This window comes from Nocardia sp. bgisy134, assembly GCF_057708325.1.
This window is the reverse complement of the sequence record NZ_JBYIRW010000005.1, coordinates 227,587-240,864: the sequence shown is the minus strand read 5'-3', so window position 1 is coordinate 240,864 and position 13,278 is coordinate 227,587. Positions and strand designations below refer to the sequence as shown.

Here is a 13,278-nt window from a genome sequence, read left to right as displayed (position 1 = left end):
ACAAGGGCTTTCGAAAACTATCGATTCCGCGCCGAGATATTGCTACCGTCTGTAGTAGACCCATTCCACACACGCAGGGGCGGAGTGTCGGCCATGGCGATTGAGCTCGCGCGAACAATTAGCGAACAAGCTGATGCGGCGGATCAGCGATATCGCGCCGCGGCGTTCATGAAGCGGTCGATCAACAAGGTCTTCCCGACCCATTGGTCGTTCCTGCTCGGTGAGATCGCGCTCTACAGCTTCATCATCCTGTTGCTGTCGGGTGTGTATCTGACGCTGTTCTTCGACCCGTCGATGGCCGAGGTCGTCTACAACGGCTCCTACCAGCCATTGCGCGGCGTCACGATGTCCCGGGCGTACGAGACCGCGCTGAACATCTCCTTCGAGGTGCGCGGCGGTCTGTTCGTCCGTCAGGTCCACCACTGGGCGGCGCTGTTGTTCGCGGCGTCGATCATCGTGCACCTGTTCCGTATCTTCTTCACCGGCGCGTTCCGCAAGCCGCGTGAGGCGAACTGGATACTCGGATCACTGCTGCTGATCCTGGCGATGTTCGAGGGCTTCTTCGGCTACTCGCTGCCCGACGACCTGCTCTCCGGCACCGGCCTGCGGGCCGCGTTCTCAGGCATCACCATCTCGATCCCGGTGATCGGCACCTGGATGCACTGGCTGATGTTCGGCGGCGACTTCCCCGGCGACATCATCATCCCGCGCCTCTACGTCACCCACGTGCTGCTCTTCCCCGGCATCATGCTCGCCCTCATCGCCGCGCACATCGCGCTGGTCTGGTACCAGAAGCACACCCAGTTCCCCGGCCCCGGCCGCACCGAGGACAACGTGGTCGGCGCGCGCATCGTCCCGGTGTTCGCCGCGGATCAGGGCGCGTTCTTCGCCTTCACCCTCGGCATCGTCGGCATCATGGGCGGCCTGTTCCAGATCAACCCGATCTGGAACCTCGGCCCCTACAACCCGTCCCAGGTCTCGGCGGGCTCGCAGCCGGACTTCTACATGATGTGGACCGACGGTATGGCGCGCCTGATGCCGCCGTGGGAGCTGTACCTGGGCCGCTACACGGTCCCGGCCGTGTTCTGGGTCGCGGTGATCATGAGCTTGGTGTTCGCCATGCTGCTCGCCTATCCCTGGATCGAGAAGCGCCTCACCAAGGACTACGAGGCGTACCACAATCTGCTCCAGCGTCCGCGCGATGTGCCGGTGCGCACCGCGATCGGCGCCATGGCCATCACGTTCTACGTGGTTCTCACGCTCTCCTGCGTCAACGACATCATCGCCTACAAGTTCGACATCTCGTTGAACGCGACGACCTGGATCGGCCGCATCGGCCTCCTGCTCGGGCCGCCGATCGCGTACTTCCTCGCCTACCGCCTGTGCCTCGGCCTGCAACGCAGCGACCGCGCGGTACTCGACCACGGCCTCGAGACCGGCGTGGTCAGACGTCTGCCGCACGGTGAGTACATCGAGGTGCACCAGCCGCTCGGCCCGGTCGACGACCACGGCCACCCGATCCCGCTCGAGTACCAGGGCGCGGCGGTGCCCAAGAAGATGAACAGGTTGGGTTCGGCGGGCAAGCCGGGCACGGGCGCCTTCCTGCGCGCCGATCCGGTGGCCGAGTCCAACCGCAACCTCGCCATCGAGCACGAGGAAGAGCACCGGCAGCTGGCGGTGTTGCGGCGCTATCAGGACCGCAACTCAGGAAACGGACACGGCCGCAACGAAACCGAATAGCCAGCGATCGAATTCGAATGCGCGAAGGCCCCGAGCCTGTTTCGACCCGGGGCCCGTGATAGCTCGTCGGACCCGAAATTCAGGCCCTGTCGAACTCCCCCGCCGATACTCCGCTCAGGAATGCGCCCCACTCACCAGGGGTGAATGCCAGAACCGGGCCGCTGCCCTTGTCCTTGGTATCACGGACCGCCACATTGCCGCCGCCGAGAAATGCCACTTCCACGCAGTTCCCATCGGCGCCACTGTATGAGCTCTTACGCCACACAGCCCCCGTCAAATCAACTTCCACGGCACTAGCTCCTTTGCTGCGTCGAGAACGAGAATATTTCCAACTGAGATCGTTCTAACTAGCTCCGGCATCCGACGGGAACGCCGAATGCCCGTGATGCGCCTGGTAGTAGCGCGCAATTTACTCGGTGCGCGGTATCGCACTGATAGTTCCGGGGAATGCATCCCCGGGGTTGCTCCTGCGGGCTAAACCCTAGCAGGTTCCATGAAGGATTTGCCGGTCTCTTGCCGGTTCAACCAACCCATTTGCCAAGCTTGCGAAGTCGATAAGTTGCGGAGACATTGCCAGCCTCCGGCTTTCCCGCGAATAGTGGCGGAGGGCAGACATATGTGCCGACGTGATTGGTCCGTGATCCGTCAATGAAAGCCGCCTGACGCAGACCTCCCGCGCCCGGTCTGGACACGGCGTGCATCATGGAGCTTATGGTCGAACGCCCACGCGACGAGGCAGGTCGCGCCCGCAATCCCCGCCCACGAGACCCCCTCGGCCGCCCGCTACCGATGGGTAGCGCGGGGGTGCCGAGAATTCCGGACGATCTGAATCTCCCACCCCAGCAAACACTTACCCTCGCCCAGCAACTCCTGGACGACGGTCTAGCATTCAACGCGCATGAGGTTTTGGAGGCCGCGTGGAAGAACGGACCGTTCGCCGAAAGGATGCTGTGGCAAGGGCTCGCGCAATACGCGGTCGGTCTGACACACATACAGCGCGGTAATCCGAAGGGAGCGCGCACCCTGCTCACTCGGGCGGTGGGCCGCCTGCGGGCCTACGAACCAGGCGATAGCCGCAATTCGGACGGCGATAGTCGCGACGACGGTACGGACAACTCGACGGAACTCCGGAACCGCGCATTGCCCTACGACATCGACGGCGCGGGTCTGATCGCGCGAGCCGAAACACTGCTCGCCGCGCTGAACACCGGCGCCGCGATCACCGAGGACGATCTCAAGCCGCGACTGCGCGGCTGACGGCGACGACAGCGCCGCCGCCTACCATGGCAGTCGTGCCGCCCGCCCATCCCGACCTTCTCACCCGAGGTGCGGGCCGCTATGCGCCGAGCCCGTCGGGCGACCTGCATCTGGGCAACCTGCGCACCGCCCTGCTGGCCTGGCTGTTCGCGCGATCGACCGGGCGGCGGTTCCTGCTGCGGATCGACGACCTCGATCGGGTGCGTCCCGGCGCGGCGGAGCGCCAGCTCGCCGACCTGAACGCCATCGGCTTGGACTGGGACGGCCCGGTGGTCCGCCAGTCCGAGCGGCTGCCGCACTACGACGCCGCCATCGAGCGGCTCGTCGCCGCCGGCCTGACCTACGAGTGCTATTGCACCCGAAGGGAAATCCAGCAGGCCGCGACCGCACCACACGGACCGATGGGCGCCTATCCCGGCATCTGCCGCACCCTGAGCGCCGAGGCCCGCGCACGGCGCCGCGCCGAGGGCAGGCCCGCCGCGCTGCGTCTGGTCGCCGCGGCCGCCGACTTCGAGATCATCGACCAGCTGCACGGCCGCTACCGCGGACCGGTCGACGACGTGGTGCTGCGCCGCGGCGACGGCACGCCCGCCTACAACCTCACGGTGGTGGTCGACGACGCCGAACAGGGCATCGACCAAGTGGTGCGCGGCGACGACCTGCTGCCTTCCACCCCACGCCAGGCCTACCTGGCGAGCCTGCTCGGAGTGCCCAGCCCCCACTACGCCCACGTGCCGCTGGTGCTCAACGAGAACGGCATGCGGTTGGCCAAACGCGACGGCGCGGTGACCCTCGCCGACCGGCTCGCCCTCGGCAACACGCCCGAGCAAGTGGTGGCCGTGCTCGCCGATTCGCTCGGCTACGCCGCGAGCACGCCGTCGCAGCTCCTCGAACATTTCGATCCGGCCCGACTACCCAAGGAACCTTGGATCATGGCCGCCGACGGGTTGTTGCAACCCAGCGGGTGTCCGTAACGTACGGGATCGACCACTGATCAACCGATCACCACGAGGACAGAGCATGACGAGCGGTGGGTACGACCCCAACCAGAATCCCCAGGGCGGGTACGGCCAGCCGTACCCGCAAGGCCAGCCGCAGTACGGCCAGCAGCCCCAGTACGGGCAGCAGCCGCAATACGGCCAGGACCCCTACGGGCAGCAGCAGCCGCAGTACGGGCAGCAGCCGCAGTACGGGCAGGATCCCTACGGACAGCAGCAGCCGCAGTACGGCCAGCAGCCGCAGTACAACCAGGACCCGTACGGTCAGCCGCAGTACGCGCAGCAGCAACAGGGCTACGGTGCGGGCGGTTACGGTACCGGCGCTCAGCCCGGTGAGCTGCTGCCGCGCTTCGGTGCGCGCCTGATCGACAGCGTCATCGCGGGTATTCCGGCGGGCATCGTGTACTGGGTGCTGTCGTTCATCCTGCCCGCCGGCCTGATCTCGTCGATCCTCGCGCTCGCCGTCTACTTCGCCTTGGTCACCGCCTACTTCGTCGGCATGGAGACCACGCAGGGCACCACCCTCGGCAAGAAGATCCTCGGCATGCGTGTGGTCGGCCCCGGCGGCGCGGCCAACATCGACCCGGTGACCTCGCTCAAGCGCAACCTCTTCCTCGCGGTGAACGTGGTCTATTGCCTCGGCAATCTGGCTTCGTTCGGTCTGGGGATCTACATCGCGGTGAGCATCGAGCAGGACCCGAACAAGCAGGGCTGGCACGACAAGTTCGCGGGCGGCACCCAGGTCGTCAAGGGCTGATCCACCCCGGCAAGCGTTCAGGGGCGCTCCCGCATTGCGGGGGCGCCCCTGATTCGTTTCGCGTGAGGTCGTTTCGACTCATACCCCGGCGACGATGCCGATGATGTTCAGCACCCAGTACAGGATGCCGAGCACGATGCCGCCCACACCGACCCACACGCCGGCCTGGGCCATGCCCTTGCCTTCGTAGTTACCGGACTGCTTCATCTGATTCAGCGCGACAACGCCCAGCACCAAGCCGATGATGCTCGGCAGCAGGAAGCAGCAGGACGCGACACCGGCGATGGAGACGATCATCGCGGCGATGGCCAGACCGTTGGAACCCCCGCCCTGCGGCGCGCCGTACGGCTGATAACCCTGTGGGTAACCGTAATTCGGCTGCTGCGGATAAGGCGCCGGACCCGACTGGTACGGCGACCCGGCCGCGGGCTGCTGGTAGTTCGGGTACTGCGGCTGCTGCGGTTGCGACGGCGGCGGCTGCTGCGGGTACTGCGGGGCGGAGGGGTACCCGGTCGGTTCGGAGTTCGGATACTGCGGCACCGAGCCTTGGGCGCCCGAGTCCGGCGACACGCCTTGGCCGCCGTACTGCTTCCACCACTCGTCGGAATCGCCGGGATTCGTCATGGGTACAGCGTAATGGGCGCAGGCGGACGCGGTCCGCCCAAAGCCGCGCACGACCGCGGCGAAAGCGGGGGTACGCGTATGCGCCCGGAGATGTCGACAGGCCCACGCGGCCGGGTCCGAGCTGGGAAGATGATGCCCGTGAGTGATGTGCACAAAACCGAAGAACACGAAGAGTCTGGACACCCCGCGCCGGACCACGCGGCATTCGCCCAGGTCGCGCGGGGGTACTACCCGCTGATCGTCGCGCTGTTCACCGCGACGCTGATCATCTCGAATATCTGCGCGACCAAGGGCGTCGAATTCTTCGGCGACGAATCGGTGACGGTGGGGCCGTTCCAGGTCCTACCGATCGTCACCGACGGCGCGTTCTTCCTCTTTCCTCTGGCCTACGTCCTCGGCGACGTGCTGAGCGAGGTGTACGGCTTCCGCGCCACCCGGCACGCCATCTACTACGGCTTCGGCGCCCTGCTGCTGACCGTGCTGTGCTTCGCCGTCGCGCTCCGCCTGCCCTCGGCGAGCTTCTACGAGAACCAGGAGGCGCTGCGCACCATCGTCGGCCCGGTGCCGCGGCTCGTGATCGCCGGTCTCGCCGGATATTTCGTCGGCCAGCTGCTGAATTCCGCGACGCTGGTGCTGATCAAGGAGCGCACCAAGGAGAAGCACCTGTGGGCCAGGCTGATCGGCTCCACCGTGGTCGGCGAATTCGCCGACACCCTGATCTTCTGTTCCATCGCCGCGGGGGCCATCGGCATCGAAACCTGGCAGCAGTTCGTGAATTACGTGATCGTCGGCTTCCTGTGGAAGACGCTGGTCGAGGTGCTCGTCATGCCGATCACCTACCGGGTGATCGCGCTGCTCAAGAAGCACGAACCGAGCTACGCACCGCGCTCGACCGACCCGCTGCACGCTTAGCACGTCGCCTGTCCCTCGCCACACACGCTGCCTACGCGTCACAGCGTCGGCCGAGCTGTGACACGTAGGCAGCGTGTGTGGCGAGCAGGTCAGGTGTGGCTAGGGCGTACGGATGCGACCCTGCCAGCGGCCCAGGGTCTCGGCCTTGAACTCGTCGAACCAGCCGTCGTCGATGCTGGCGCGGATGCGGTCGACCAGGCGAACGGTGAAGCGCTCGTTGTGAATCGTGCACAGCGTGGCGGCCAGCATCTCCTTGGCCTTGAAGAGATGGTGGAGGTAGGCGCGGGTGTAGTGCGCGCAGGTGTAGCAGTCACAGGTCTCGTCGATCGGGGTGAAGTCGCGACGGAACCGGCTGGTGTTGATGTTGAAACGGCCCTCGGCCACGTAGATGGCGGCATTGCGGGCCACGCGGGACGGATTCACGCAGTCGAAGGTGTCCGCGCCGTTCTCGACCGCGACGAAGACGTCCTCCGGCTCGCTGATGCCGAGCATGTGCCTCGGCTTGTCCTGCGGCAGTTCATCGCAGCACCAGCCGACGATGGCGCCGAGGTTGTGCTTCTCCAGCGCGCCGCCGATGCCGTAACCGTCGAAATCCGTTCCGCCCGCGCCACGGACCGCTTCCAGCTCGCGGCATGCCTTGCGGCGCAGGTCTTCGTACTGCGCGCCCTGGATGACGGCGAACAGCGCCTGGTACGGACGGTGCGTGCGCGCCGCCGTCAGCCGCTCGTGTTCGTCGATGCAGCGCTGCGCCCACTCGTGCGTGCGTTGCAGCGACTTCTCTTGGTAGGCACGGGTGTTCAGCAACGTGGTGAGCTCGTCGAAGGCGAACATGATGTCCGCGCCGAGCTGGTGCTGGATGCCCATCGAGACTTCCGGGGTGAACCGGTGCTTGGAGCCGTCCAGGTGCGAGCGGAATGTGACGCCGTCGTCGTCGACGGTGGCCAGGCGCTCCTTGCCCGCGGCGATCACGTCGTCGCTGCGCACGTCGACGGACTCCATGGCCAGCACTTTCTTGAACCCGACGCCGAGCGACATCACCTGGAAGCCGCCGCTGTCGGTGAAGGTGGGCCCCGGCCAGTTCATGAACGCGCCGAGCCCGCCCGCCTCGTCCACGATGTCGGCGCCCGGTTGCAGGTAGAGGTGGTAGGCGTTGGCCAGCAGCGCCTGCGCGCCCAGCTCGCTCATCGTCTCCGGGAGCACCGCCTTGACCGTCGCCTTCGTGCCGACGGGGATGAACGCGGGCGTCGCGATCGCGCCGTGCGGCGTCTGGATGACGCCCGTGCGACCGTGCCGTCCCTCCAGCCGGGCGCCGACGGTGAACGAGAACGATTCCGGAGCTGACACGCCTCTCATCCTCGCAGGCGGCCCTGTGCGTTCCGCGTCCGACCAACTCACTGGACTTAAACTCCAGTCATGAGCGCCGTCAAAGGGACGAACAAGCGGGCCCTCAAAGCCCAGGAGACGCGGCGGCGGATCCTCACCGCCGCGGGCGAGCTGTTCGTCGAACAGGGCTACGGCGCGAGCAACCTGCAGGAGATCGCCGCGCGGGCGGGCGTGGCCGTGCAGACCATCTACTTCGGGTTCGGCAACAAGCGCACCCTGCTGAAGGAACTGGTCGACGTCACGATCGCCGGCGACGACGAACCGGTGGCGACCATGGAACGGGACTGGTTCCGCGCCGCGCTGGCCACCGAGACCGCGCCGGAGCACCTGCGCGCGCACATCACCGGCACCCGGCCGGTGCTCGAACGCATCGCACCGATCCACAAGGTGATCGAGACGGCCGCGGCGACCGACCCGGAGGTCGCGGCGATGTGGCCCGCCGACCCGGCCGATCAGCGCTACACCGTGCAACTGCGCACCGCCACCGCGCTGATGAGCAAACCCGGTGCGCGCCAGGATGTCTCGGCCGACGAGGCGGCCGACCTGCTCTACGGCCTGCTCAGCACCGAACTGTTCCTGCTGCTGGTCCGCACCAGGGGCTGGTCGGCGCAGCGCTGGGAGGAGTGGGTCTACCGGACGCTGCTCCCCCAGCTCTGCGCCTGAATCAGGCCTCGGCGGCCGCGGCCGCGAACTGGGCGCTGTACAACCGGTAGTACGCCCCGCGCTCCTCGAGCAGCTGCTCGTGCGTGCCGTGCTCGACGATCCGGCCCGCCTCCATCACGACGATCAGATCGGCGTCGCGGATGGTCGAAAGCCGGTGCGCGATGACGAAACTCGTCCGGTCCTTGCGCAGCGCCGCGGTGGCGTGCTGCACCAGCAATTCGGTGCGGGTGTCCACCGAGCTGGTCGCCTCGTCCAGCACCAGGATCGACGGCTTGGCCAGGAACGCGCGGGCGATGGTGATCAGCTGCTTCTCACCGGCGCTGACGCCCGAGCCCTCCTCGTCGAGGATCGTGTCGTAGCCCTCGGGCAGCGCGTGCACGAAGCGGTCGACGTAGGCGGCGCGAGCCGCGGCGAGGATCTCCGCTTCGCTCGCGTTCGGATTGCCGTAGGCGATGTTCTCGCGGATGGTGCCGCGGAACAGCCAGGTGTCCTGCAACACCATGCCGATTCGCGAGCGCAGGTGGTCGCGGGTGATCTCGGTGATGTCGACGTCGTCGATGGTGATGGTGCCCGCGTCCAGCTCGTAGAAACGCATGAGCAGGTTCACCAGCGTGGTCTTGCCCGCGCCGGTGGGGCCGACGATCGCCACCACGTGTCCTGGCTCGGCGACCAGCGAGAGTCGCTCGATGACCGGCTTCTCCGGTTCGTACCGGAACGAGACGGCCTCGAACTCGACCCGCCCGCGATCCACCGGTCGCACGTTCTCCATGACCGGGTCCGGGCTCTGCTCCTCGGCGTCGAGGATCTCGAAGATCCGCTCGGCCGAGGCCACGCCGGACTGCAGCAGGTTCGCCATCGCGCCGATCTGGGTCAGCGGCTGACTGAACTGCCTGGAGTACTGGATGAACGCCTGCACCTCGCCGAGCGAGATGTGGCCCGTCGCCACCCGCAGGCCGCCGACCAGCGCGACCAGCACGAAGTTCACGTTCCCGAGGAACATGATCGAGGGCATGATCAGACCCGAGATGAACTGCGCCTTGAAGCTGGATTCGTAGAGCGCCTGGTTACGCTCGTCGAACTCCCGGCTCACCTCGCGGCCGCGGCCGAACGCGGTGACCACCTCGTGGCCGGTGTAGGCCTCCTCGACCTGGGCGTTGACCAGACCGGTGTACTTCCACTGGTCGACGAAGTGCGGCTTGGATCGTTTGGCGATCTGCGCGGTGACGACGATCGCGCCGGGCACGGTGAGCAGCGCGATGAGCGCCAGCAGCGGCGAGATCCAGAACATCATGATCAGGATGCCGATCACCGAGAACACCGAGACGATCAGCTGGCTCATGGTCTGCTGCAGGCTCTGCGAGACGTTGTCGACGTCGTTGGTGACCCGGCTCAGCACGTCGCCGCGCGGCTGAGAGTCGAAGTAGCGCAACGGCAGCCGGTGGATCTTGTCCTCGACCTCGCTGCGCAGCCGCTTCACCGTCCGGTTGATGACGATGTTGAGCAGGTAGCCCTGGAGCCAGCCGAACACCGAGGCGCCGGCGTAGAGCGCGAGCACGACCAGCAGCACCCGGCCCACCGCGCCGAAATCCACGCCGACGCCGGGGACGACGTTCATGGCGTTGAGCATGTCGGCCAGGGTGTCGTTGCCGCTCTCCCGCAGCCGCTCGACGGCCTGCTCCTTGGACAGACCGCGCATCGCCTCCAGATTCCTGCCGACGACGCCGTCGAAGACCAGGTTGGTCGCTTTGCCGAGCAGGTAAGGGCCGAGGGTGTTGAGCACCACCGAGACGATCGCGAGGCCGACGATGCACCAGACGTAGAACCGTTCGGGAGCCAGCCTGCGCAGCAACCGCTTCAGCGACGGCCCGAACGATTTCGCCTTGGCGTCCGGTGATCCGGGAGTGGGAGCTCCTGGCCTCATCGCGCCTCCTCCGCACTCAGCTGGGACGCCACGATCTCCTGATACTCGGGACAGTCGCGCAGTAATTGTTCATGGGTGCCGATGCCCGCCATCACGCCGTCCTCGAGTACCACGATCTGGTCGGCGTCGCGGATGGTGGCGATGCGCTGCGCGACGATGATCACCGAGGCGTTCCTGGTTTCCGGCTTCAGCGCCTCGCGCAGCCTGGCGTCGGTGGCGACGTCGAGCGCGGAGAACGAATCGTCGAACAGGTAGACGCGCGGCTTGCGCCCCAGCGCACGCGCGATGGCCAGGCGCTGGCGCTGGCCGCCGGAGACCGTGGTGCCGCCCTGGGCGACCGGCGTCTCCAGACCCTGCGGCATGTCCCGCACGAAGTCGGCGGCCTGCGCGATCTCCAGGCAGCGCCAGAGTTCTTCGTCGGTGGCGTCCGGGTTGCCGTAGCGCAGGTTGCTCGCGACCGTGCCGGAGAACAGGTACGCCTTCTGCGGCACCAGGCCGATCTGTTCGCGCAGTACTTCCAGATCGAGGTGGCGGACGTCGGTGCCGCCCAGGTACACCGCGCCGTCGGTGACGTCGATCAGCCGCGGGATCAGGTTGAGCAGCGTGGTCTTGCCGGAGCCGGTGGAGCCGACGATGGCCGTCATGGTGCCCGGCTCCACCTGGAATCGGATGGCGCGCAGCACCGGCTTCTCCGCTCCAGGGAACGCGAACTCGCAGAACTGGAAGTCGACCGTCGCCGGATCGCCCTTGAACGGCTGCGGCAGACGCGGCGGCAGCACCGAGGACTCGGTGGCGAGCACCTCGCCGATCCGGTCGGCCGACACCGCGGCGCGCGGGGCCATCATGGCGAGGAACGATGCCATCATGACCGCCATCAGGATCTGCATGATGTAGGACAACATCGCGGTGAGCGAGCCGATCTGCATCTCGCCGGAGTCGATCAGGTGCCCGCCGAACCAGATCACCCCCACCGCTGTGACATTGCTGATCAGCATGACCAGCGGGAACATCAGCGCCATCAGCTTGCCGACGCGCAACGAGGCCTCGGTGAGATCGGTGTTGGCCAGGCCGAACCGCCAGGTCTCCTGCCGCTCCCTGACGAACGCCCGCACCACTCGGATGCCGGTGATCTGCTCGCGCAGCACCCGGTTGACCCCGTCGATGCGCTCCTGCATGTCACGGAAGCCCGGGACCATCCTGGCCACGATGAACCCCATCGACAGCGCCAGCGCGGGCACCGCGATCAGCAGCAGCCAGGACAGGCTCAGGTCTTCGCGCAGCGCCATGACGATGCCGCCGACGCACATGATCGGCGCCATCACCAGGATGGTCGCCGACATCACGATGAGCAGCTGCACCTGCTGAATGTCGTTGGTGTTGCGGGTGATCAGCGAGGGCGCGCCGAACATGCCGACCTCGCGGGCGGAGAACGTGCCGACCCGGTGCACCAGAGCGCCGCGCAGATCGCGGCCCGCGCCCATGGCGGCCTGCGCGCCGAGATAGACCGAGACCGAGGACGCGACGATCTGCACGCCGGTGACCGCGAGCATCCACAGCCCGGTGGTCCAGATGTAGCCGATATCGCCCTTGGTGACGCCGCCGTCGATCAGATCGGCGTTCAAGCTCGGCAGGTAGAGCATCGCGATGACCGAAACCAGCTGGAGCGCAACGACCCCCGCCAGTTGTGCGCGGTAGGGGTACAGATGGGTCCTGAGCAGTCTGATCAACATGATGCTTGGCAGGCTACCGGCAATCGCCGACAGCTGTCGTGAAGTTTTCTCCCGGCGGAAATCCCAGCTCAGCGCCGTGCCCAGGCGCCGGGGTCACCGGTGAGCGCCTCCACGAACTCGGGCAAACCGTCGGCGACGATGTCGGCGATCGTCACGTTCTCCAGCACCGAGCGGATGTTCACGCGCAGCGCGATCCACACCCGCTGCAGCGGTTCGGCGGTACCCGGATACTTCACGTCCTCCGGCCGATGCCCGCGCACCGAGGCGAGCGGGCCCTCGACCGCGCGAATCACGTCGGCAATGGAGATCTCGGACGCGGGCCTGGCCAGCGAGTAGCCGCCGTCGGGGCCGCGCCTGCTGACGACCAGCTCGGCGCGGCGCAGCTCCCCCAGCACGGTCTCGAGCACCTTCGGCGGAATCCGCTGCGCGGTCGCGATGGCGTCCGCCTTGATCTTGGCCTCCGGTGTGGCCGAGGCGATCTCCAGCAGGGTCCGCACCGCGTAATCGACCTTCGCGGTGATGTGCACGGCTACTCCCAGGCGTGTTCGACGACGCGCTCGAATCTACGCGGTGCCGCAGGCGGTCAACACGCAGGTGGCCGAGTCGAGCAGCGTGGATTCCAGCAGCGAGTCGTCGGCGCCCGGCACCAGCTCCTTCGAGATCAGCGCCACCCCGAGCACTTCGAGCGCGGCGCAGGCTCGCACCCGCGCCTCGTCGTTCGGATTCGGGCCCGCCAGCCAATCGCGCAGCACCTGGTTGGAATCCCTCAGGTCCGGATATCGGTCGGCCATCGCGTTGACGATCGCCACCGCGTCGCGCACGCACAGCGCGCCCGCGTCGCGGTGCCGGATGAGCCCGCGCAGGTAACCGCGCAGCACCGCGCGCACGCCCTCGGCGTTGTGCGGGACCGCGTCGATGTCCTCGACGACCGAGCGCAGATGATCGATGATCGGGTCGATGATCGCCAGGAGCAGATCGAGCTTCGAGGGGTAGTGATAGTACAGCGACGCCTTTGTGATTCCGACCGCATCCGCGACCTCACGAAGGCTCGTCTGCTCGAATCCTTTGGCGCCGAATAGCTTCACAGCCGCGTCGCGAATCGCGATTTTAGTGCCACTACCTGCGATAACGCTCTCGGGTGCGTCGGGTCCGGCCATTGGATGATCCTCTCATCAATCCTGCGCAGGGCTAAGGTTGCCACCAAAATTGAGGTTGTACCTCCACTTACCCGCTCGGTAGTCTACCTACCGCACGGTAGGCAGAAGCGTATATGGAGGCGGGGACAGCAGGGAG

Annotated in this window: 13 protein-coding genes; 6 read left to right on the top strand and 7 right to left on the bottom strand. The window is 66.7% G+C overall.

The window, feature by feature from the left end; genetic code table 11:
* Positions 1-93 precede the first annotated feature (93 nt).
* Positions 94-1,740: a cytochrome bc1 complex cytochrome b subunit gene (gene qcrB, locus AC3ERS_RS11945; RefSeq protein WP_431966575.1), complete on the top strand. Its 1,647-nt coding sequence runs from the start codon at positions 94-96 to the stop codon at positions 1,738-1,740.
* A 79-nt stretch (positions 1,741-1,819) separates the two neighbouring features.
* On the opposite strand, the gene AC3ERS_RS11940 is transcribed toward qcrB, so the two are convergent.
* Positions 1,820-2,029 (bottom strand): DUF397 domain-containing protein, encoded by a 210-nt coding sequence (locus AC3ERS_RS11940; protein WP_431966573.1) that lies wholly within the window; start codon positions 2,027-2,029, stop codon positions 1,820-1,822.
* Between the two features lie 422 nt (positions 2,030-2,451).
* Between AC3ERS_RS11940 and AC3ERS_RS11935 the strand changes: the two genes are divergently transcribed.
* Genes AC3ERS_RS11935 through AC3ERS_RS11925 form a run of 3 tightly spaced genes read left to right on the top strand, consistent with a single transcriptional unit; the run spans position 2,452 to position 4,752 of the window.
* Positions 2,452-2,997, top strand: coding sequence for a DUF309 domain-containing protein (locus tag AC3ERS_RS11935; protein WP_431966571.1), 546 nt, complete (start codon positions 2,452-2,454; stop codon positions 2,995-2,997).
* 26 nt (positions 2,998-3,023) lie between these two features.
* Complete coding sequence (gene gluQRS / locus AC3ERS_RS11930; RefSeq protein ID WP_431966569.1) at positions 3,024-3,971, top strand: tRNA glutamyl-Q(34) synthetase GluQRS; 948 nt, start codon at positions 3,024-3,026, stop codon at positions 3,969-3,971.
* 46 nt (positions 3,972-4,017) lie between these two features.
* Positions 4,018-4,752 (top strand): RDD family protein, encoded by a 735-nt coding sequence (locus tag AC3ERS_RS11925; protein WP_431966567.1) that lies wholly within the window; start codon positions 4,018-4,020, stop codon positions 4,750-4,752.
* 78 nt (positions 4,753-4,830) lie between these two features.
* Here AC3ERS_RS11925 and AC3ERS_RS11920 read toward each other — a convergent pair whose 3' ends face one another.
* Positions 4,831-5,376: a DUF4190 domain-containing protein gene (locus AC3ERS_RS11920; protein WP_431966565.1), complete on the bottom strand. Its 546-nt coding sequence runs from the start codon at positions 5,374-5,376 to the stop codon at positions 4,831-4,833.
* 129 nt (positions 5,377-5,505) lie between these two features.
* On the opposite strand from AC3ERS_RS11920, the gene AC3ERS_RS11915 reads away from it, so the two are divergent.
* Positions 5,506-6,288 (top strand): queuosine precursor transporter, encoded by a 783-nt coding sequence (locus tag AC3ERS_RS11915; protein ID WP_431966563.1) that lies wholly within the window; start codon positions 5,506-5,508, stop codon positions 6,286-6,288.
* A gap of 99 nt (positions 6,289-6,387) precedes the next feature.
* Here the strand turns inward: AC3ERS_RS11915 and tgt are convergent, their stop codons facing one another.
* Entirely contained in the window at positions 6,388-7,641 is a 1,254-nt protein-coding gene (gene tgt / locus AC3ERS_RS11910; RefSeq protein ID WP_431966561.1) for a tRNA guanosine(34) transglycosylase Tgt, read from the bottom strand.
* A 60-nt stretch (positions 7,642-7,701) separates the two neighbouring features.
* On the opposite strand from tgt, the gene AC3ERS_RS11905 reads away from it, so the two are divergent.
* On the top strand, positions 7,702-8,334 hold the full coding sequence (locus AC3ERS_RS11905) for a TetR/AcrR family transcriptional regulator (protein WP_431966559.1): 633 nt from the start codon (positions 7,702-7,704) through the stop codon (positions 8,332-8,334).
* Between the two features lies 1 nt (position 8,335).
* On the opposite strand, the gene AC3ERS_RS11900 is transcribed toward AC3ERS_RS11905, so the two are convergent.
* The 4 genes from AC3ERS_RS11900 to AC3ERS_RS11885 form a co-directional block, all read right to left on the bottom strand.
* Positions 8,336-10,255 carry an ABC transporter ATP-binding protein gene (locus AC3ERS_RS11900; protein WP_431966557.1) on the bottom strand — a complete coding sequence of 640 codons (1,920 nt, stop codon included), beginning with the start codon at positions 10,253-10,255 and terminating at the stop codon, positions 8,336-8,338.
* On the bottom strand, positions 10,252-11,985 hold the full coding sequence (locus AC3ERS_RS11895; protein ID WP_431966555.1) for an ABC transporter ATP-binding protein: 1,734 nt from the start codon (positions 11,983-11,985) through the stop codon (positions 10,252-10,254). The genes AC3ERS_RS11900 and AC3ERS_RS11895 overlap by 4 nt, the downstream gene beginning before the upstream one ends.
* A 68-nt stretch (positions 11,986-12,053) precedes the next feature.
* The gene (locus AC3ERS_RS11890) at positions 12,054-12,512 is read right to left on the bottom strand and encodes an RrF2 family transcriptional regulator (RefSeq protein WP_431966553.1); all 459 of its coding nucleotides are present in this window, start codon (positions 12,510-12,512) and stop codon (positions 12,054-12,056) included.
* A 36-nt stretch (positions 12,513-12,548) separates the two neighbouring features.
* A complete protein-coding gene (locus AC3ERS_RS11885) occupies positions 12,549-13,142 on the bottom strand; it encodes a TetR/AcrR family transcriptional regulator (RefSeq protein WP_431966552.1) in 594 nt (197 codons plus the stop codon).
* Between the last annotated feature and the right edge of the window lie 136 nt (positions 13,143-13,278).

Excerpts from the sequence above, each read along its gene's own strand:
- qcrB (WP_431966575.1), top strand. The coding sequence starts at position 94 with ATGGCGATTGAGCTCGCGCGAACAATTAGCGAACAAGCTGATGCGGCG.
- AC3ERS_RS11935 (WP_431966571.1), top strand. The coding sequence starts at position 2,452 with ATGGTCGAACGCCCACGCGACGAGGCAGGTCGCGCCCGCAATCCCCGC.
- gluQRS (WP_431966569.1), top strand. The coding sequence starts at position 3,024 with ATGGCAGTCGTGCCGCCCGCCCATCCCGACCTTCTCACCCGAGGTGCG.
- AC3ERS_RS11925 (WP_431966567.1), top strand. The coding sequence starts at position 4,018 with ATGACGAGCGGTGGGTACGACCCCAACCAGAATCCCCAGGGCGGGTAC.
- AC3ERS_RS11920 (WP_431966565.1), bottom strand. The coding sequence starts at position 5,376 with ATGACGAATCCCGGCGATTCCGACGAGTGGTGGAAGCAGTACGGCGGC.
- AC3ERS_RS11915 (WP_431966563.1), top strand. The coding sequence starts at position 5,506 with ATGATGCCCGTGAGTGATGTGCACAAAACCGAAGAACACGAAGAGTCT.
- tgt (WP_431966561.1), bottom strand. The coding sequence starts at position 7,641 with ATGAGAGGCGTGTCAGCTCCGGAATCGTTCTCGTTCACCGTCGGCGCC.
- AC3ERS_RS11905 (WP_431966559.1), top strand. The coding sequence starts at position 7,702 with ATGAGCGCCGTCAAAGGGACGAACAAGCGGGCCCTCAAAGCCCAGGAG.
- AC3ERS_RS11900 (WP_431966557.1), bottom strand. The coding sequence starts at position 10,255 with ATGAGGCCAGGAGCTCCCACTCCCGGATCACCGGACGCCAAGGCGAAA.
- AC3ERS_RS11895 (WP_431966555.1), bottom strand. The coding sequence starts at position 11,985 with ATGTTGATCAGACTGCTCAGGACCCATCTGTACCCCTACCGCGCACAA.
- AC3ERS_RS11885 (WP_431966552.1), bottom strand. The coding sequence starts at position 13,142 with ATGGCCGGACCCGACGCACCCGAGAGCGTTATCGCAGGTAGTGGCACT.